This is a genomic window from Candidatus Thermoplasmatota archaeon, from assembly GCA_035540375.1.
Classification (GTDB): domain Archaea; phylum Thermoplasmatota; class SW-10-69-26; order JACQPN01; family JAJPHT01; genus DATLGO01.
On sequence record DATLGO010000075.1, the window covers coordinates 1 to 19,434 of the forward strand.

Annotated in this window: 20 protein-coding genes and 1 CRISPR repeat array; of the genes, 3 read left to right on the top strand and 17 right to left on the bottom strand. The window is 66.4% G+C overall.

Annotated elements, in window-relative coordinates; genetic code table 11:
- Position 1: 1 nt before the first annotated feature.
- A complete protein-coding gene (locus tag VM889_08960) occupies positions 2-514 on the bottom strand; it encodes a hypothetical protein (GenBank protein ID HVL48672.1) in 513 nt (170 codons plus the stop codon).
- 137 nt (positions 515-651) lie between these two features.
- On the bottom strand, positions 652-2,058 hold the full coding sequence (locus VM889_08965; GenBank protein HVL48673.1) for a V-type ATP synthase subunit B: 1,407 nt from the start codon (positions 2,056-2,058) through the stop codon (positions 652-654).
- Positions 2,059-2,159: 101 nt separating this feature from the next.
- Here VM889_08965 and VM889_08970 point away from each other — a divergent pair, with 101 nt between their 5' ends.
- Both VM889_08970 and VM889_08975 read left to right on the top strand, forming a co-directional pair.
- Positions 2,160-2,381 carry an antitoxin VapB family protein gene (locus VM889_08970; GenBank protein ID HVL48674.1) on the top strand — a complete coding sequence of 74 codons (222 nt, stop codon included), beginning with the start codon at positions 2,160-2,162 and terminating at the stop codon, positions 2,379-2,381.
- Positions 2,378-2,767 (top strand): PIN domain-containing protein, encoded by a 390-nt coding sequence (locus tag VM889_08975; protein HVL48675.1) that lies wholly within the window; start codon positions 2,378-2,380, stop codon positions 2,765-2,767. The genes VM889_08970 and VM889_08975 overlap by 4 nt, the downstream gene beginning before the upstream one ends.
- Here the strand turns inward: VM889_08975 and VM889_08980 are convergent, their stop codons facing one another.
- Both VM889_08980 and VM889_08985 read right to left on the bottom strand, forming a co-directional pair.
- Positions 2,768-3,118, bottom strand: coding sequence for a type II toxin-antitoxin system PemK/MazF family toxin (locus VM889_08980; protein HVL48676.1), 351 nt, complete (start codon positions 3,116-3,118; stop codon positions 2,768-2,770).
- Positions 3,102-3,362 carry an AbrB/MazE/SpoVT family DNA-binding domain-containing protein gene (locus tag VM889_08985; GenBank protein ID HVL48677.1) on the bottom strand — a complete coding sequence of 87 codons (261 nt, stop codon included), beginning with the start codon at positions 3,360-3,362 and terminating at the stop codon, positions 3,102-3,104. Before VM889_08985 ends, VM889_08980 begins: the two co-directional genes overlap by 17 nt.
- Positions 3,363-3,475: 113 nt before the next feature.
- On the opposite strand from VM889_08985, the gene VM889_08990 reads away from it, so the two are divergent.
- Entirely contained in the window at positions 3,476-4,489 is a 1,014-nt protein-coding gene (locus tag VM889_08990) for an alpha/beta fold hydrolase (protein HVL48678.1), read from the top strand.
- Positions 4,490-4,641: 152 nt separating this feature from the next.
- Positions 4,642-6,744: a CRISPR direct-repeat array (repeat unit 29 nt; unit sequence CGGATCATCCCCGCGCAAGCGGGGAACGC).
- Between the two features lie 27 nt (positions 6,745-6,771).
- On the opposite strand, the gene cas2e is transcribed toward VM889_08990, so the two are convergent.
- The 13 genes from cas2e to VM889_09055 form a co-directional block, all read right to left on the bottom strand.
- Entirely contained in the window at positions 6,772-7,122 is a 351-nt protein-coding gene (gene cas2e / locus VM889_08995) for a type I-E CRISPR-associated endoribonuclease Cas2e (protein HVL48679.1), read from the bottom strand.
- Positions 7,103-8,017, bottom strand: a complete 915-nt coding sequence (cas1e, locus tag VM889_09000; GenBank protein HVL48680.1) for a type I-E CRISPR-associated endonuclease Cas1e — start codon at positions 8,015-8,017, stop codon at positions 7,103-7,105. The genes cas2e and cas1e overlap by 20 nt, the downstream gene beginning before the upstream one ends.
- Entirely contained in the window at positions 8,014-8,679 is a 666-nt protein-coding gene (cas6e, locus tag VM889_09005; protein ID HVL48681.1) for a type I-E CRISPR-associated protein Cas6/Cse3/CasE, read from the bottom strand. The genes cas1e and cas6e overlap by 4 nt, the downstream gene beginning before the upstream one ends.
- The gene (gene cas5e, locus VM889_09010; protein ID HVL48682.1) at positions 8,679-9,416 is read right to left on the bottom strand and encodes a type I-E CRISPR-associated protein Cas5/CasD; all 738 of its coding nucleotides are present in this window, start codon (positions 9,414-9,416) and stop codon (positions 8,679-8,681) included. Before cas5e ends, cas6e begins: the two co-directional genes overlap by 1 nt.
- Before the next feature lie 6 nt (positions 9,417-9,422).
- Positions 9,423-10,457: a type I-E CRISPR-associated protein Cas7/Cse4/CasC gene (cas7e, locus tag VM889_09015; GenBank protein ID HVL48683.1), complete on the bottom strand. Its 1,035-nt coding sequence runs from the start codon at positions 10,455-10,457 to the stop codon at positions 9,423-9,425.
- Positions 10,458-10,464: 7 nt separating this feature from the next.
- Positions 10,465-11,001, bottom strand: coding sequence for a type I-E CRISPR-associated protein Cse2/CasB (gene casB / locus VM889_09020; GenBank protein ID HVL48684.1), 537 nt, complete (start codon positions 10,999-11,001; stop codon positions 10,465-10,467).
- Positions 10,998-12,533 carry a type I-E CRISPR-associated protein Cse1/CasA gene (casA, locus tag VM889_09025; protein HVL48685.1) on the bottom strand — a complete coding sequence of 512 codons (1,536 nt, stop codon included), beginning with the start codon at positions 12,531-12,533 and terminating at the stop codon, positions 10,998-11,000. Before casA ends, casB begins: the two co-directional genes overlap by 4 nt.
- A complete protein-coding gene (cas3, locus tag VM889_09030) occupies positions 12,530-15,208 on the bottom strand; it encodes a CRISPR-associated helicase Cas3' (protein HVL48686.1) in 2,679 nt (892 codons plus the stop codon). Before cas3 ends, casA begins: the two co-directional genes overlap by 4 nt.
- A 243-nt stretch (positions 15,209-15,451) precedes the next feature.
- Positions 15,452-17,221 (bottom strand): V-type ATP synthase subunit A, encoded by a 1,770-nt coding sequence (locus tag VM889_09035; protein HVL48687.1) that lies wholly within the window; start codon positions 17,219-17,221, stop codon positions 15,452-15,454.
- 19 nt (positions 17,222-17,240) lie between these two features.
- On the bottom strand, positions 17,241-17,552 hold the full coding sequence (locus tag VM889_09040; GenBank protein ID HVL48688.1) for a V-type ATP synthase subunit F: 312 nt from the start codon (positions 17,550-17,552) through the stop codon (positions 17,241-17,243).
- Positions 17,549-18,610, bottom strand: coding sequence for an ATP synthase A1 subunit C (ahaC, locus tag VM889_09045; GenBank protein ID HVL48689.1), 1,062 nt, complete (start codon positions 18,608-18,610; stop codon positions 17,549-17,551). The genes VM889_09040 and ahaC overlap by 4 nt, the downstream gene beginning before the upstream one ends.
- A 4-nt stretch (positions 18,611-18,614) precedes the next feature.
- Positions 18,615-19,163 (bottom strand): V-type ATP synthase subunit E family protein, encoded by a 549-nt coding sequence (locus VM889_09050; protein HVL48690.1) that lies wholly within the window; start codon positions 19,161-19,163, stop codon positions 18,615-18,617.
- A 26-nt stretch (positions 19,164-19,189) separates the two neighbouring features.
- Positions 19,190-19,399 carry an ATPase gene (locus VM889_09055; protein ID HVL48691.1) on the bottom strand — a complete coding sequence of 70 codons (210 nt, stop codon included), beginning with the start codon at positions 19,397-19,399 and terminating at the stop codon, positions 19,190-19,192.
- Positions 19,400-19,434: the final 35 nt, after the last annotated feature.

Here is a 19,434-nt window from a genome sequence, read left to right on the forward strand (position 1 = left end):
TCTACGGCCTCCATTTTCTGTGAGCGATGTGCGCGCCCGCCAGCTTGCCCTTCGCCGGGCTCTCGGCCAGCCGCTCGGCAAGCCACTGGAACCATTCACCGGCATTCGGGGACCCGCTCGTCTGCCGGACGTGTTCGGTCCAGGGACGCAGCCTCCTCCAGCACACGCGCACCGCGCCGCCGGCGAGCTCGTCGAAGCTCGACAGCGGCACGAGCCGCGCGTAGACCATGTATCCCATCGTCTCGTACGCGATCGAGACGGTGCTCGCTGCGCGCGCGACCTCGGGCTGCCCGTCGATCCGCTCGGGCGGGGCGTCGTCCGGCAGCGCCCACACGAGTTGGATCGCGTGCCACAGCTCCGTCGTCTGGAACGGCCGCACCAGCTCGATCGCTGCGCGCTCGCGCCGGTCCCGCCGGATGGTCGCGAGCTGCACCACGGCGAACGCGACGCCGCCGACGACGGCGGCGCCGCCGAGGATCTCGGCGAACGCCGCGAGCGTCTGCAGGTCGGCCACGATGGCGCAGGACGGATGGCCTTCAAGAACGCCGCGGTCCGTTCCCGGTTTCCTGGAACGGAGCAGCGCCACGCGTGGGGGAGCATGGACCGGGTGCGCCGGTGCGCCGACCGCCGGCGCCGGGGCGTCGCGCGGACCTAGGCCGGCGTCGTCGCGGCCGCGGCCTGCTTCGCGGCGTACTTGGGGTGGAACTTCTCGATGAACTTCCGGTCCAGGCGGGTGAGCGCCTCCTCCGGGAGCTGACCGACGAGATCCCACGCCACGCGCAGCGTGTCCTCGATGGAGCGGTCCTCGTCGCGGCGCTGCCGGACGAACCGGTCCTCGAAGACGTCCGCGAACTCCAGGAAGGCCTTGTCGCGCGCCGAGAGCGCCTCCTTGCCGACGATGGCCACGAGGCCGCGAAGGTCCTTGCCCTCCGCGTACCCGGCGTAGCACTGGTCGGAGACCGCCTTGTGGTCCTCGCGCGTCTTGCCCTTCCCGATGCCCTGGTTCATGAGGCGCGAGAGCGACGGCAGCACGTTGATCGGCGGGTACACACCCTTGCGGTGCAGCTCGCGCGAGATGACGATCTGCCCCTCGGTGATGTAGCCCGTCAGGTCGGGGATCGGGTGCGTGATGTCGTCGCCCGGCATCGTGAGGATCGGCACCTGCGTGATGCTGCCCTTGCGGTCCTTGATGCGCCCGGCGCGCTCGTACAGCATCGCCAGGTCCGTGTACATGTAGCCGGGGTAGCCGCGGCGGCCGGGAACCTCTTCGCGGGCCGCGCCGATCTGGCGGAGGGCCTCGCAGTAGTTCGTCATGTCCGTGAGGACGACGAGCACGTGGTAATCGTGCTCGTACGCGAGGTACTCGGCGGCCGTGAGCGCCAGACGGGGCGTGATGAGGCGCTCGATGGCCGGGTCGTCGGCGAGGTTCACGAACAGCACCGCGCGCTCGAGAGCGCCCGTGCGCTCGAAGTCGCGGCGGAAGAACTCGTACTCCTCGTTCGTGATGCCCATCGCGGCGAAGACGACGGCGAACTCCTCGCCGGAGCCGCGCACTTTCGCCTGGCGGGCGATCTGGAGAGCGATCTCGTTGTGCGGGAGACCCGAGGACGAGAAGATCGGGAGCTTCTGGCCGCGCACGAGCGTGTTCATGCCGTCGATCGTGGAGATGCCGGTCTGGATGAACTCCTTCGGCGACTCGCGCGAGTACGGGTTGATGGCCGCGCCGATGATGTCGACACGCTTCTCGGGGATGATCTCGGGGCCGCCGTCGCGGGGCTGGCCGCCGCCCGAGAGGATGCGCCCGAGCATGTCCTTCGACACGGGGAGCTTGATGGTCTCGCCGAGGAACTTGACCGACGCGTCGCGGTTGATGCCGGACGTGCCCTCGAAGACCTGCACGGCGACGAGCGTGTCCGACGTGTCGAGGACCTGGCCGCGCTTGAGCGAGCCGTCGGCGAGGCGCAGCGAAACGAGCTCGCCGTAGCCCACGGGCTCCGTCTTCTCGAGGAAGACGAGGGGGCCGGCGATCTCCGTGATCGTCTTGTATTCCTTCGTCATGGGAACCGCGCGGCGATGCGGGACGGCCCATATGAACGTACCGGCGGGCTCGACGAGTACCCACAGGCGGGGATAAGTGTGTTGAGTGTGTTGACGCTCCGATGCCCGTCCGGACCCTCACCGTGACCGATGCCGCCTACCAGCGCCTCGCGCGCCTCAAGCGCCCGGGCGAGAGCTTCACGGACGTCGTGCTGCGCCTCACGGGGGAGCGCTCGCTTGCCGACCTCCCCGCGCTCGTCACGCCCTCCGAGGCGCGCGCGCTCGCCGAGGCGATGCTCGCGGCGCGCGACGAGCGGCGCGACCCGCGGAGGCGCGGCCGATGATCCTCGACGCCTCCTTCCTCGTCGACCTCCTGCGCGGCGACCCCGGCGCCCGCGCCGCGCTCGCGGAGCTGGAGAAGGGGAGCGAGGCCGTGCGCATCCCCGCGCCCGCGCTCGCGAAGCTCGCGGAGGCGATGGCGCGGTCGAGGAACCCGCCACGCGAGGCCGCGCGGCTCGAGGCCCTCCTCCTCGCGGCGGGCGGCGTCGCGCTCACGGGCGCGCACGCGCTGCGCGCGGGCCGCCTCGTCGGCGAGGCCGCGCGCGACGGGCTCGCGATGGACCCGCTCGACGCGATGACGGCGGCCATCGCCCTCGAGGAGGGCGAAACGCTCGTCACCCGCGCGCGCGAGTACGAGCGTGTCGAGGGACTCAGGGTGCGGGGGTATTGATCAGGGAAACAGCGTCTCGAACTCCCGCATCACCTGACGGAACACCTCGGGGCGGACCTGCCCCACCTTCGCGAGGACGAGGTCTTTCTTGAGGAGCGCGAGCTTCCCGACCTTCACACGGCTCGGCGAGGGCAGGCGTCCCGTCTGCATCCCGTCCTGCGTGACGACGAGGCTCGAGGGCGCCTGCTGAAGCCGGGACGTCATCGCGCAGATGATGACGTCGGGCCCCGCGCCGTTGAACTCGGCCGACGACAGCACAAGGGCTGGGCGCCGCTTCGCGGTCGAGGGGTCCGTGAACGGGAAGGGGACCACGACGACGTCGCCGGGTTTCAGATCATCGTCCGTAGTCATTCCAGACCTCGTCATCGACCGGATTGTCCCACGTCTCCGCGAGGGCGGGGAGCGAGAGCGCTTCCCATCCCTCGAGGTCGTCGATCACGGCCTGCCCGATGTCCGTGGCCTTGCGAAGCACCACCCGTTCGCCGTCCTGGACGAGGAGGAGCTCCGACCCCTTTCGCAGATTGACGGCTCGAAGGACGTCCGCAGGAAGCGTGATCTGGCCCTTGTCGGTCACGCGCACGGTCCTTACGATCACATCCGAACGTAAGGAATGCCTTACACCTATAGCTTTCTCCTGGAAATCGCCTCGATGGAACCGAGCGCGGTTCCACGCAACGTTTTATCGCCCGCCCGCCCCGTCCGAGCCGCATGAAGGGAGGCTACACAGCGGTCGCCCTCGCGCTCGCGCTCCTCGCGCCCGCGCTTGCGACCGCCCACGGGAACCACGGCGCCGCGCCCATCGCGATCGAGGACTTCGAGGTCGTCACCGCGGACGGATCGACCGTGAAGGGCAAGCTCGCGTACCCGACCGACCGCGCGCCGACGCAGCTCGTCGTCTTCGCGCACGGCCGCGGACAGACCGTCGTCGGAGCGTGGATGGGCCACATCGCGGAGACCGCGCGCGAAGGCGTCGCGGTCGTCGCGGTGGACTTCCGCGACAACCTCGGCTTCCCCACGATGTGGGGCGCCGAGGACACGAACGCGGCCGCCCTCAAGGCCTTCGGCCTCTTCCCGTCCGTGACGCGCGTGCACCTCGTCGGCGTCAGCATGGGCGGCGCGATCTCGGGCGTCGCCGCGGCCGAGAAGCCCCTGCGCCCCGACGGGTCGCCGCTCTACGACACCTGGATCACGATCGAGGGCGTCTCGAACGTTTTCGAGACGTACTACGCCGCGCGCGCGATCGGCGACCCCGCCGCCGCCGGCATGGAGCGCGACGCGGGCGGCAAGGCCGAGGAGGTCCCGCTCGAATACGCGCGCCGCTCCCCCGCGATGCGCGCCCACGACCTCGCCTACCTCGAAGGCGTCTTCCTCGTGCACGCGCTCAACGACGGCACGGTCCCCTACGACCAGAGCGTCGAGCTCGCCGCGGCGCTGCGCGGCGTCGGCCTCCCCGTCGAATTCGCGACGGTGCTCCGCGAGAAGCCCGGCCAGGACGAAGGCACCACCGGCACGTGGCGGATCTCCAATGCTGCCGGGCAGGCCGACCCCAGCGAGACGTCCGGGCTGCACCTCGCCGGGCACGCGTGGGAAGGGGACCGCGGGTCCACCGTGATGACGGTCGGGCTCGAGCGGTTGTTTGCGCTGCTGGAGGGGGATGCGATCCGGACGGGGGCGAGCGTGCACGATGCGAGCGCATCGTTCGGGGCGCGGGCGAGGGTGTAATCGGCCCGGAAAGGCTCAAGCCGTTCGCCGCTGAATGACTTGCCGATGTGGCGGAAGCGATTCGCTCTCTTCGGGACGCTCACGAGGACGGCCTCGAAGATCTGAGGGATCACGAGGACCGGCTCTGAGGGGGCGGGCGAGGAGACCGATCGCAGATCATCCCCGCGCAAGCGGGGAACGCCCGGCAGTTGAGGTTGCCGGGACGCTCGCCTACGGATCATCCCCGCGCAAGCGGGGAACGCGCCTGGAGCGTGATCACGTTGCCCGGCACGATCGGATCATCCCCGCGCAAGCGGGGAACGCCTGAGACCCCAGCCGAGACTCCACCCGGGCGCCGGATCATCCCCGCGCAAGCGGGGAACGCGGCGCGGCCGTGTGGGATGCGCTGCGCGCGTGCGGATCATCCCCGCGCAAGCGGGGAACGCCGACGCAGCCGCGCGCTCTACGTAGCCGCGGCCGGATCATCCCCGCGCAAGCGGGGAACGCTGGTAGAGGTACAGCGCGCCCGTGTAGGGGCTCGGATCATCCCCGCGCAAGCGGGGAACGCGCGGGGGTGTTGCGGGTGCGCCTGGCGGGGGCCGGATCATCCCCGCGCAAGCGGGGAACGCTGGCCGAGGCTTGGGTGTGTGGCGCGTGCGGCCGGATCATCCCCGCGCAAGCGGGGAACGCCCGCGAGCGATCGAATACCAGCGAAGTGGATCCGGATCATCCCCGCGCAAGCGGGGAACGCCCGACCACGAGCGCCACGACGTGCCGCAGATCCGGATCATCCCCGCGCAAGCGGGGAACGCCAGAAGCCGCTGGGGGCTGACTTGGCGACGGCCGGATCATCCCCGCGCAAGCGGGGAACGCCTCGACTTCTTCTTCGCCACGTTGGACACCTTCGGATCATCCCCGCGCAAGCGGGGAACGCGCAAGCCGAGTCAAGCAGAGCACCATCAAGACCGGATCATCCCCGCGCAAGCGGGGAACGCACCATCACGTCCGGGGCGCCATCGACCTGGGTCGGATCATCCCCGCGCAAGCGGGGAACGCAGGATTTCGCGCTCGGCGCTGTCACCATCAACCGGATCATCCCCGCGCAAGCGGGGAACGCATCGCTGAAGAAGTACGCGCTGCGCGCGGTTTCGGATCATCCCCGCGCAAGCGGGGAACGCGGGGAGCCGTCCGCTGTGACGAGGAGGACGCGCGGATCATCCCCGCGCAAGCGGGGAACGCGCGGCCTTCTCGACCATGCTCGTGAGGCGCGTCGGATCATCCCCGCGCAAGCGGGGAACGCACCCCGAAGCCGTCCTCGACGCGGAACTCGCGCGGATCATCCCCGCGCAAGCGGGGAACGCTTCACGCCGGGCGCGTATCGCGCGGTGATCGGCGGATCATCCCCGCGCAAGCGGGGAACGCGAAAGTCGGCGACGTGACGCTCACGTCAGCGTCGGATCATCCCCGCGCAAGCGGGGAACGCGTCGTACGTGACCGTGACGGCGTTGTTCCCGGCGGATCATCCCCGCGCAAGCGGGGAACGCAGTCACCACGAGACGAGACCCCCTTACGCGACCGGATCATCCCCGCGCAAGCGGGGAACGCGTCGCGACTGGAATCCTCCTCGGCCTCGTCCACGGATCATCCCCGCGCAAGCGGGGAACGCTCGAACCCCGAGAAGGTCGCGTTATGGGCCGCCGGATCATCCCCGCGCAAGCGGGGAACGCTTTTCACCTCGTGCATCGCGGGCCTGTTCTCGCGGATCATCCCCGCGCAAGCGGGGAACGCGGCGACATATCCGCCCGCGACCGCCTCCCAGGCGGATCATCCCCGCGCAAGCGGGGAACGCAAGTGAACGTGCGACGGCGTCGCAGAACCCCGCGGATCATCCCCGCGCAAGCGGGGAACGCCGCGAGGACCGGAACCGGCCTCGCGCGTCGCGCGGATCATCCCCGCGCAAGCGGGGAACGCCCCCGTTCCGGGTCGGACCCAGGGGGGGGCGCCGGATCATCCCCGCGCAAGCGGGGAACGCACGGACAAGAGCGGCAACACCGCGACCGCGGACGGATCATCCCCGCGCAAGCGGGGAACGCATGGGGGGCGGTCCGGGTCCGGGGCTCGAAGCCGGATCATCCCCGCGCAAGCGGGGAACGCTCCTGGGTGGCACCGAGGGTGAGGAGGCGGCGCGGATCATCCCCGCGCAAGCGGGGAACGCTCGGAGAGCGCTCTCGGTGTCGCGTGCGTACTCGGATCATCCCCGCGCAAGCGGGGAACGCACTAAACAAGGCAACCTGCCATTGAATTTATTCGAGTTCGTCGTCAGTCTGGGGTTGAGCGTGCTGGCGCGCGATCTCCATTTGTTCGGAAAGCTCCGCAGCAAGCCCATGGAAGCTGACGAGCTTGAGCCCATCGAAGTCGACGACGCGGCGTCGGTTGTCGCCAGTGACTCGCAGATCGAATCCGGAGTCCGTGGCGGCTGACCATGCCATCACGGCGCTTCCTTCTTCAATGCCTTGGACGATATTGGCCCAGATCATCTCGCGTACGCGCTCGCCGTAGTCCCCCACGTAAACGCCGGCACGCGCCTCTACGAGCCAGAGCGACAAGCGGCCGCGGAGCCGAGGTGGAGCGTTTTCAGTCACGATCACGAGCATCGTTGACACCGTCGTCTTCAGGCAAATATGGGCCGATTGCGCCTTCAAAGGGTCCCAGGTCGGGCAACTTCGCGGCCGCAAGAAGGTCTTGGATGTCCGGGATGATCCGGTCGAGAATCTTCGTCTGCCGAAACGCATCGCGGCAGGCGTGACGTGTGGCCCGTTCAGGATCAGATGGCCGGGTCGAGGCCACCCGGAACGCGACAGGGACCACGGTTTCGAACTTGTAGATATCTGCGATGTCGTAGACGAAGGACAGTGGTTTACCTGTATGGATGAATCCGAGTGCGGGCGAAAACCCGGCTGCGAGAACGGCGGCTTCCGTCACGCCATAGAGGCAGGCCGTGGCGGCGCTGAGGCACCGGTTCGCGAGGTCGCCGCTGCCCCATGTTGAGGGATCGTATTTTCGACCCTGCCAGGGAACGCCGAATTGCTGGGCAAGACGTCCATAGAGGGCGCGGACACGAGCTCCTTCGACGCCGCGCAATTGATCGACGTTGAGATGGTCCGGAACGCGCTCGCCGAAGCGCTGATCGTACATTTTCCTCACGACGCGGAGGCGACCTTCAGGATGCAGGGCTGCCCTCGCTTGAAGCAGGAGATTATCGCTGCGAGCAGAAAGGGGTTGGCCGGCGGCATAGACGCGCACGGCAGCCTCGCCGACCCAAACGAGGAGGCACCCGACGCGCGCCGCCATCGCGATGGCCGCGTGCGAAACGCGGGTCCCGGGCTCGAGCATCACGCAGGTGATTCCCGCGATGGGCAGTTGGGTCCTGACGCCGGTGGCATCGATCACGACGAAGGCACCGTCGACGACATCGAGTTGGCCGCGTTCAACGAAGATGATCGAGGCCCGTTCCCGCATGGGGATCGGGCGCGGCTTGGGCAACTTCATGCTCGCTTGACCATCAGGAGCCCGAATCCGAACCCCTTGGCAGGGCCGATCCCTTTGCAAAGGGCCTCGGTGAAAGCCTCGGAATCTGTGACCTTCAAGCGGCCTTCGTAGTCGATCCCCGTCACGCTCATCTCGCGTCCGTCACGGGGACGGCGGAAACGATGGGGTCGGTAATCATCGACCCGCACGTTGCCTCGTTCAACGGAGAATCCATGGCGCTCTCCTTGGCGTTCAAGCCACCGGATGCCCTCGTCCTGCACGAGAGCCTGAAGGTCGAATGCCTCACCTTTGGCCTTCAACTGGTGCTTGGCGGCCATCACGACGTCGTGACGTTTGCCATCCGACCGTTCTCCAGGTGAAGCGACGCGTTTTGTAGGGTTTGCTCGAAGCGAGAAGCGAAGCACGGCCCCCATCTCCAGCCGGGGAGTGTAGGCGCGCGATTCGACCCTCCAGCCCGGGAGCGCATGGGTCGGTTCGCGGTCAGAAACGACATGGAACGTGGGTTGACGCTCCGCGTCGTAACGGTAGACGAAACCGCGTTCGCCATCCGGGTCGCCGGCGAAGAATGACCAGATCTGCTGATGGTGGCCGTAGGCTGTGGCGTTCGCGATGTTGCTGAGGGCGCTCTCTGGATCGACGAGCGTGATGCGTGTGAACTGCATCAGGATTCCTCCTTGGACGCTACGGTCGAGTGAACGACGCGTTCGATGAAGGTTCTCCGGACACGGCTCAGCGGCTGGTCGCGTTGCCGATGGGTCCGGACGTCCTCGAACCCGGGATTTGCATGAACGTCGAATTCCACGCGCAGATGCTCCTGACCCGCTTCGGAGTTCCGAAGCTTTCGGATGACTTCCCCGTCAATCTCTGGAAATCGGGCCGCTCGAAAAGCGTCTCTCAGCGTTGGCGCATCGACAATGTGCGGCGCGAATGGCAGGGCTGGCGGGCATGAGCGACGCCCGAGGTATGGGGGATAACGGGGTCGGTCGAGCGCCTTCGCGAGATCGTCGAGCCGATCGGTGCGGCCGTCTTTCTCCCAGACGGCGATGGTGAACGCGATGTCCTGCACGTAATCACGGCTCGTCAGAATCGTGTTCAGCTTCCGACCCTGGAGTTCCTCGCGGCGCGTCGGCCACACTGCGCGCCGTTCGCGTGAAGGAGATTGGATAGTGTGGTAATCCATGAGTAAGGCTCCCTCGGCTTCCGTGCGGATTCCGATGCCGATGCTTCTCGACAGGCCGTCATGACCTGACTCATCTGTCCGCTCGAGGCCCAGTGCGCCCCCGAGGATGCCCAGGATGGCACTGCGGGTCGGGAGGGCAAGCGAAGGCCGGTGCGTTCCCGGTGCGATGTCGCCCCAACTCGAGATGGGGCCGTAGACGCGAAAGAGTAGGTGGCGCATGGGCCATCAGCTTTGGATGAACTTCTTCAGTTCCTCGAACGAGCCCTCGCCGCTTTCGACGTTCAGCTTCTTTCGCTCGTCCGCGAGTGGGCCGTAGCTCTTGTCGAAGGCAGAAACGCGAGCTTCCAATTCCGCGATGGCCTTGGGCAGCACGTTTCCGTCACGGATCCCGCTCAGGAAGGCGACGCTCAGGCTTCGGGGTTGGCGGTTGCCCTTCTCGACAAGGATGTAGTTCGCATACGCTCGACTCGCGAAGCTGTTTTGCTTCCCGGAAGGGGCAACCGTGGCCATGGCTTCGAGGAGGGCCCCGAGTGCGTTGCTCGCGAGTTCCGCATCGCCATCGAGATTGTCGACGAGGGATTCGGTGTCGATGCAGACGTAGGAGTAGAAGACCCCCGACCCGAATTCGTGAACGCCGACGTGACCCGCTCCGGCGTCTTCTTCGCGCGGCTTGAGGTCATCGACGGCCGTGAAATAGTCATCCTCGACAGTCACCGCGTGGACGGTGATGGCGTGGGCCACCTGAACTGCGGCATCGACGTTGTGCTGGGTCGAATCGGCGAGCATGCGGCCGAACATCGCGATGTCCGCGGCGCGCGGCTTCTTGCGAAGGAGCAGCAGCTCCTCCTCATTGGGTCCGCGCTTGGCCTTGATCAAGACCTCCACGAGGCGGTCCACGGCCACCTGCTCCTCCGGAGCAATGTGGGCCAGTTGGCCCGTTCGGAGTCCGTCGTCACTGGGTTTTCCGAACACGCTCGTGATTGCCTTCACCCACTCTGTCGCGGTCTCCGGCTTGATGCCGGCCTTGACGAACTTCTCATACGAGGCTTCAGCCACGCGCTTCGTTCGCGTGCCGATGGCGCCGGCGAGAGCGTGCTGGAAGGTTTCACTCGTCCTCCAGGCTCGCTTCAGGCTTTGACTGCTGATGCGCAGCCGGGTCGTCCCGCCGACGATGGCGGTCTTCGGTCTTCCGCTGTCATCGCGATTGAGATTCGACGGCGGGTAGGTCGTTAGCATGTGGATTTGTCGGAACCGGGTCATGATCTGGTCACTCCTTGCTCTTCGTCAGGATTTCTCGTGGAAGCTTCGAGTAGTATGAGCGCGCCCAGCGTCGCTGAACGTCCTCCTGTGTGTCCCACCAATAGAGAGACGAGGCGAGGTCGAGGACGTTGATCCTGCCTTGGAGTTGGCGAACGAGTCTGGTACCGGCGGCGATCCGCTCGGTCGCCCCCTCGACCTGCAGGAAACGTCGGAATCTCAGAGGGCTCATAGCCGGCACCGATCCCGCTCCAGTCTGGGCGAGTTGCTCTGCAACGCGCGCACCGCCGTCGTGCTCACGAACGTGACTGACGACTGCGGCGGCCACTGCGAGGCTCTCGAGGTGGGCATTCGGCATCGCCCGGACGAGCGCTTCGAAGGCTGGAACCATCTGGACTTCGAGCGCGGTCGAGCAGCGCCTCAGTTCGGCGAGCGCTCCGGGATCGCCTGGCCTCTTTCTCTCAGAATCTCCGCGAAGTCCCGCCCACCACTGGTGGACGCGCGTCGCCTCGAAGCTCTTCGATTCGCTGGACGTGGTTTCGGTCAAGACATTCTCCCCTGAGTATGCTCGGCGCTCAAGTCGAGGACTTTGGGCAGTTCCTTGCTCAACTTGGCTTCGAGTCGGGCCTCTGCTTGGACAACCTGTTTGGGATCGATGTCCCCGAGGCGCGTGTACTGCACTCTCTCGCGGAAGGCGCGTCGAGTCTCTGCAACCACTCGGTGGAACCACGCCGCGCGTTCAATCATCGAAACGTGAGATTGTGAGGCAACTTTTCGGAGGCTCGAGTAAAATGCGCCCTCCGTTCTCGTCCAGAGCGCTTGGCTCAAGAACGAAAGGTCCCCTTTCACGTCGAGTTGACCGTACCACGCGCCCTTGTAGGCGTCCTTCAATGATCGCGCCGCGACGTCGGTCGCGGCGATGAGATGCTGCGCGTGGTGGTCGACGCGCGCGCGAGTCCCATCATCACCAGGGATCACGTCGCCAACGGTACCTTCGTACCACCCTTCGACTTTTGCGTTGTCCATGGCATAGCCGGCGGCGCGAAGGCGCGCGTGGGGCGCCGCGAATCTTCTGGCGGGGGAACTCCGGTAGTGGTGCACGGAGAGCGCCGGCCGCCGGGAGCCGTCGTCGGAATTGCCGACGAGGCCGATCCAATGTCGATAAGCGCCAAGGTCGGAACGCCCTTTTCTCGCTGAGATCGTCCCTTTCACTTCTTGTGTCGGGGAGAGCGGGTGGATCCACGATCCATGGTAATCGAAGCCATAGGGCCTCGAAATGAATTCCGTGAATCCCCAATTTAACTCGCCACACAGCACGCACTGCCTCGCACCTCGAGGGGACCCAAGCAGGATGCGCCGAGGCATTCCCCAGAAGACATGGCCCGGAGCGACTTCGGTGGACGTGAGTTTGGATCGCTTACCCTTCGATGGATCCGGCGTATTCATCCACGGAAAGAGGGCTGGCTCCGGTTTTCCCGGACCTACCGTCCACGCTTCCGCGGGGAGGACGTTGAGCCAAACGGTCTCCCAGAGGTCGTCGCCGAGAATCAACGTAGAAATCGGCCCTCCTCCCCGGATCGATGTCATGTTGCCGCGACCGCCTGCAGGAGAGAACGATTGGAGCGTGAAGAGTGCGAGGGCCGTGCAAGGTCCGCAAATGAAGGCCTCGGGCCGTCTCCGGATAAACAAATCCTTGTTGTCGTCGATGGTCGCATCGCCCGGGGTGTCGATGAGAAGGCCCGAAATGGGTTCGGCCGCGCCCTCAAGGCCCGTTTCTTGCAAGAACGGTTGTCGGCTGGACGTCAGCTCGAATGCGTTGCTGAACGGGGCGAATTTGGAGGCTAGTTCGGCCTCGGAAGGAGGCTTATCGAACATCCCTTCCCATGATATCTCGCTCTTGGGTGCGAGGACGGTCTGATAGAGCCCGATGATGATCTCGTAGAGCGCCGCGTCGAAATCCGGCCTGGGGCTGGCGGGGCCCTTCGCGGCGCTGCTGATGATTTCCGTGGGTCGAATCCTGCGGTAACCTCCTGGCGTGGCGACCGGGATCCATGGATCCGAGATCAGGTTCAGCTTCATTTTTCCTCCTTGACTTCGAAGCCTCGAGTCATCGAGTAGGACAATTTCCAGCGGCGGCCTTCTGTGCTCCTCGCCTGACTCCAGGATTGATTGCCGGTGCGCTCCAGGACGACGACGTTCGCAGGTGTCAACGGATCCGCGCTCGGCGCGTCCTCGATCAACCCTGCAGCCAAGGCCACTGAACGGGAGATGCGGAGTCGCGATCCATCCCAGCCTTCCTCGTCCAATGGCTTAATCCCGTCAGGGTCCCGAGTCGCGAGGTGGAGGTCGACGCTCTCGAGACCCGCGCGGGTCTTTGCCCGATCCGGGTCCTCCCACCGGCCGTCGCGAGTCGAGTAGCCCGCGTCGAGTTTGAGGGCCTTGAGGTGCGCGTGGCTTTGTTGCGCCATGGCTTCGGCTTCAGCACGCTGGGTGATCTCAAGAAGCTCCGGGGGCAGGCGAGAGTAGACCGTTGGCCCATAGACTGCTTCGATGAGGTTTCTCGCGTCCTCTGGAATCCGGATGCGGCTGAAGGACCTCAATGTGGCGCATGTGAGCCATAGCCGCCCGTGGTCGGGGTACACAGCGGCTGTTCCTTTTGACCACCCTTGGACCCAATTCGCCGGCGGCTGATCGTCCCACGCGGGTGCATGCACGAGGAGGACCGGGGCCCCGCCGATCGGGCGTTGGCGGCCGGGGTGACGTTGGAGGCGGCCGGCGCGTTGCAGAAGGAGTTCGATCGGTGCCAGATCTGTGATCACCAGATCGAAATCGAGGTCGAGCGATTGTTCGACGACCTGGGTCGCGATGAGGACGCGTCCCCGTCTGTCGTGAGCCTGCCCGTTCGGGCCCGCCCAGGCGAGGAGTTCGTTCTCGTGTCGGCGGCGATCCGCTTCTGTGAATCGGGCGTGGATCAGTGAGGGGCTGAGGTCAGATAGTTTGTCCCAGGCCTCGACGGCTTCTCGAACGGTGTTCCGGATCCAGCAGACCGATTGCCCATTTTGCTGCGCGGCCTGGATGGCCTGAAACACGTCGTCCTGCGCGTGGAGGAACTGCAGGTCGAAAGACCGGGCTGATCCCTCCCGCGGCGCGATGGCTGTTTCCTTGCAGCTGCCCGAACCGTCGATTTGGGTCAAGAGAGGATAGGCACGGTTCTGGGAATTCGCGTGATCCACTCCGCATTCCTCGGCGAACGCACGCGAAAATCGGTCGCGGAGATGCAAAGGGAGGGTGGCGGAGAGAAGGATGGTCGACCCTCCCGCCCTCGTGTGGAACCGGAGAAGGGCCTCAAGGAGGGCTGTGGCGTGAGGGTCATAAGCGTGGACTTCGTCAACGACGAGAACTCGGGAGGCGAGTCCGAAGAGGCGCAACGATTGATGTTTGACGGGCAGTACGGCCAAGAGGGCTTGATCGATCGTTCCGACACCGACGTGGGCAAGGAATGTCTTCTTTCGGGAGTCCGCAAGCCATCGCGTGCATTCGAGTCTCCCCGTGTCGCTGCCTGAAGCCCGATCTTGGAGCGATTCGAGGACGTCGTTTCTGAAGTTGCTCATCGCGAGCCGCCCCGAGTGCGATAGGACGAGCGCGGCCTCGCTTGGCTTCTGGAAAATCTGCGGTGCTGCAATCTTGAGGCGACTGTACATCGCGTTCGCGGTCGCCTGGGTAGGCAAGGCGAAATAGAACCCCGTAGCCTCTCCGGTCCGCATGATACGGTGCACCGCGAGGAGGCTCGCTTCGGTTTTGCCGGACCCCGTCGTGTCTTCCATGATCACGAGGTGGGGGCCGGTGCTTGGTTTCCATGCTTCCACGGCCATCTGGAGCGGGGTCGGAGGGAATCGGAACATCTCGCGCGTTGTCGCCGGCGTGGCAATCGGCGTTGAGAGAATGCCCAAACCACGGATGGCGAGTTCAGCGCGTTGCATCGCCGACGCAAAATAGACTTGGAGAGAGGATGCCTCGCTCGATCGCGGAAACCAGGCCTCGTTCGAGCCGACCCAGTCGCAGAGGACCGCGAAACCTGCGATGTGCCAGGATCCTGCCCTGATGGCGGCATGAAGATCTTCGGCCGAAACGCCGTCGCGCCAAAGGGTTTCCAGCGGTGCAAGCTTGCGGAGCGCCTCGACCCAACGGGTGCCGCTTTCGATTCCCTCCTCGTCCCAAATGCCAACCGACGTCTGGAGGGCCTCAGGCGGTTGCCCGTGGTGGCCGGTGAAGGCGCCTTCGAGCGCCCAAAGGACGTGACGCCATTCGCCCTCGCTCCACGGGTGAACTTCGGCGAGAGATTTCGCGAGCGATGGAATGATGTGGGATTTGAGGAGGACGCTCCCGAGGGTCGTATGGTGGGGTTGATAGAGCCGGGGGGTCTTGCCTGGCCAGACCCGCTCAAAGTGCTCGCGGTCGAGCGCTTGGAAGCGATCGCAGAATTTTCCGATATCGTGGACGGCCAGGCCCAAGGTTAAGAGCGTTTCGAGGCCGTCGGGCCTCAGGTGGAGGCTTTGAGCCCAGCCTTCCCGCAGGGCAGGACTTGCTCGGAGCAGGGTAACTCCGACGGCGCTGACATCGAGAAGGTGCCACGGCAGGGCATGGTACTTGCCATTGGATGCCGACTTGCCCCAATGCTTGAGGAGGTGGGATTCATCCCAACCTTGGGAACTCGTATCGGAGCCCCCGGCGTTTCCGCCCACCTCTGATTCCATGCCTCCCTCCGTTAGGACACGCGGTCGAGGGCACAGGTAATTTGCGCCGGATCGTTCGAGGCCGCCTCGTCCGTTCAATGAAAGGATGGGTGGATGGGCCTTAGAGTCTTCCTGCCCTTCCTAGCCAGGCGACTAGAATATCAAAGCGAAGATGCCGACAAGAACGTCATCGTATCCTGAGCCTTGCGGAGTGGTAGAAAGGCGGACGCGGCCCCGGGTCGCCCCGGGACCCGATCGAGCGGCCTACGCGCTCTTCAGCGCCGCAAACTCCCGCTGCAGCCGGTCGAGAACCGCCTTGTAGTTCGATTCCCACTCCGCCTCGAACTTCGCCTTCGCGAGGTCGCCGCGGATGTTGACCTTCAGCACGTCCGCAAGCGGCACGCCCGAGGCGAGCGCGCCGCGCGCGAGCTCCTCGTACTTCTTGAGGGCGACGAGCACGTCGTACTGCTTGCGCAGGGGCGCGTACGCGTCGATCGCGTGGAAGGCGTTCTGCTGGAGGAAGACCTCGCGGATGCCGCGGGCCACTTCGAGCGTGAGCTGCTGCTCCTCGGGGAGGGCGTCCGAGCCGACGAGCTGCACGATGTCCTGCAGCTCGGCTTCCGTGCCGAGGACCGTCGCGCCCCACGTGCGGAGCGCGCCCCAGTCCTTCGCGACGTGCGCCTCGTACCAGGGCACGAGGTCGCTCTCGTAGAGGGAGTAGGAGTCGAGCCAGTTGATGGCGGGGAAGTGGCGGCGCTGGGCGAGCTTCGCGTCGAGGGCCCAGAAGACCTTCACGATGCGGAGCGTGTTCTGCGTGACGGGCTCCGAGAAGTCGCCGCCGGGCGGCGACACGGCGCCGATGACGGTGACCGAGCCGGTCTTGCCCGAGAGCGTGTTGACGCGGCCGGCGCGCTCGTAGAACTCGGCGAGGCGCGCGGCGAGGTAGGCGGGGTAGCCTTCTTCGCCGGGCATCTCCTCGAGACGGGAGGAGATCTCACGCATGGCCTCGGCCCACCGGGAGGTGGAGTCGGCCATGAGGGACACGTCGTAGCCCATGTCGCGGTAGTATTCCGCGATCGTGATGCCCGTGTACACGGAGGCTTCGCGGGCGGCGACGGGCATGTTGCTCGTGTTCGCGATGAGCACCGTGCGGTTCATGAGCGGCTTCTTCGTGTTCGGGTCCTCGAGGTGCGGGAACTCCGTGAGAACCTCGGTCATCTCGTTGCCGCGCTCGCCGCAGCCGATGTAGACGACGATCTGAGCGTCCGAGAACTTGGCGAGGGACTGCTGCGTGACGGTCTTGCCCGACCCGAAGGGGCCGGGGATGGCCGCCGTGCCGCCCTTCGCGACGGGGAAGAGACCGTCGAGGATGCGCATGCCGGTGATGAGGGGGATGTCGGGGCGGAGCTTGTTCGTGACCGGGCGCGGGACGCGGACGGGCCACTTGTGCATGAGGCGCAGCTCCGTGCCGTCCGCGAGCTTGCCGACGACCTCGTCGATCGTGAACGAGCCCTTGTTGAGGGACTGGATCGTGGTCTCCTTGACGCCCGGGGGGACCATGATCGTGTGGACGATCGTCTCGGTCTCCTGGACCGTGCCGAGGATCGAGCCGCCCTTGACCTTGTCGCCCGCCTTCGCGGTGGGGACGAAGTCCCACTTCTTCTTGTGGTCGAGGCCGGGCGCGTTGACGCCGCGGAGGATGAAGTCGCCCATCTGGTCCTGGAGGACCTCGAGGGGGCGCTGGATGCCGTCGTAGATGGACGTGAGGAGGCCGGGGCCGAGCTCGACCGAGAGCGAGGCGCCGGTTTCGCGCACGGGCTCGCCGGGCTTGATGCCCGAGGTGTCCTCGTAGACCTGGATGACCGTCTTGTCGCCCGCGATCTCGATGACCTCGCCCATGAGGCCTTCGTTGCCGACGAAGACGACCTCGTACATGCGGGCGTTGATGCCCTGCGCGGTCACGACGGGGCCCGCGACGCGGAAGATCGAGCCCTTCGCGCCGGTCTTCTTCTGAGTTACCGCCTCTTGAGCCATGGGATGCACCTCTTGAATGTCATTCCTTGTAAAGGTCGATGCCGATTGCTCGCTTGACCTTCTCGCGCAGGTCGCCGCCCGCCTCGCCGCCCATCTGGATGACGACGGGGTCGATGGATTCGCTGAGGCGGCGTCGGACGTTGGGCGCGAGGCCGGGCACGTCCTTCGCGTTGACGATGAGGATGCCGACGTCCTTCGGGCCCGTGAGGACCTTGTCGACGGCGGCCGTGAACTCTTCCGGGGTTTCGGCCTTCTCGGCGCGGCGGATGCCGGCGAGCTGGAAGCCGAGCACGAAGTCCTCGTCCCCGATGACGGCGATGGCCTTGCTCATAGAACCACCCGGATGAGCTCCTTCAGGGTCTCCTCGCGGAGGCCCGTCTGCTTGCCCCGCGCGATGATGCGCAGGTTGTCCGTCTCGATGCGCTGCCGCACGACGAAGTCGATGATCGGCAGGATGGAGAGCGGGTAGCGGTTCGAGAACGTCGACGAGCTGTCGAGCACGAGCTTGTCGATCGCGGTGACCGCCGCGTTCAGGTTGGACGTCTCGAGCGTCCTCTTCACCGCGTCCGCGACGGGCGCGAAGCGGGTGGACTCGAGCTCGCGGGCCGCTTCCTCGGGCGTCGCGCGGAGCATGCGCCGCGCGACCTCGCCGGAGATCTCCTTGCCGCCCTTGAGCAGGTACTCGCCGACGTCCTCCAGGCCGGCGACCCGCGCGCGGATCACGGTCTTGAGGTTGATCGCGTCGACTTCCGCGCGCAGGAACGCGAGGAGGGCGCGGTTCGCGTGCGAGTTGGGCTCGACGCTCGCGAGGAGCAGCTCGTAGTAGCGCATGTCGAGCGCGTTCTCGGCCTTCGCGAGGCCGCCGTCGCCCGCGACGCCGTCGCCGAGCGCGGCGCCGTACGGCGTGCGCTGAAGGGCGGCGACGCTCTCCTCGAGGCTCTGGAAGCGCAGGAGCTCCTTGAGGTCGTCCGCGGAGAGCGCGCCCGCCGGGATGAGCGACGAGGCGATCTCCTCGTCCGACACGCCCGCGAAGCGGCCGCGGAGGATCGTCTTGACGTTGTACACGTCGTAGCGTTGGAGGTAGAGCAGGACCATCCGGCGGATGTCGCCGGTGGACCAGCGGATGACCTCCTGGTAGGTGCGCGCGAGGCGCAGGCGCCCGGCGCGCTCGATCAGGGCCGCGCCGCGGTACTTCGCGGCGAGCTCGTCGACCTCGCGCTTGTAGTTGCCTTCCTGGATGTAGCGCGAGATCTCGAAGACGTCCATGGCAAGGAGCTTCTGGTACTCCGTCGCCGGGATGAGCTTCGTCTCGCGCGCCCGGACGCGGGCCGTGACGTAGGCGTAGTTGCCGGTGGCCGACGATTGCAGCGCCGCGTCCGTGAGCTTCACGTTCTCACTCCTTGAAGAGCAGGCCCGCGACCTCGTGCAGGCTTGCGTTCCACACGTCGTCCAGGAGGGCTTCGTAGGTGAAGTCCTCGCGCGTCGCCCCGTCCGGGGAGACCACGACGACGCCCCCGAGGGCGTCGATCGTGCCCGCGACCTTGACACCGAGCTTCTCCGCGGCCGCCTTGTCCTGGGCCGCGACGTACACGAGGCCGTTCGGCATCGCGCGCTTGAGGAGCGTCTGGATGTGCTGGGCGCGGCGCTCCGCGGGGAGCTTCGCGAGGCGCTCGAGGACGGCCTTGCGGGCCTCCGCGAGGACGTCCTTCTGCGCGTTCAGGCGGACCTTCTTGCCTTCGAGCTCCGCGGACGCGAGGTCGCGCTTGCGGAGCGATTCGGCGGCGGTCTTCGCCTCGGCCTCGCGGCGGGCGCGGATGGCCGCGGCCTCGCGCTCCGCGCTCTGGACGATGGCGTCCGCTTCCGCGCGCGCCGCGTCGATCTCCTTCTTCGCGGCGGCGCGGCCCTGCGCCAGGACGTTCTCGACGACTTTCTCGAGCGCCATGTGGGTTCACTTCCGTGTTGGCCCGTCTACGCGATCTTGCCGAGGAGCAGGAAAGCGACGACGAACCCGAAGATGACGATCGTCTCGGGGATGGCCACGAGCAGGATACCGCGGCCGAGGAAGCCCGCGTCCTCCGCGGTCGCGCCGACGGCGGCCGCGCCGATGTCCTTCTGCGCGATACCCGTCGCGAGGCCGGCGAGGCCGATCGCGAGGCCCGCGCCGATCGCGAGGCCCATCGTGCTGTTGTCCTGGACGACACCGCCCGTCGCGT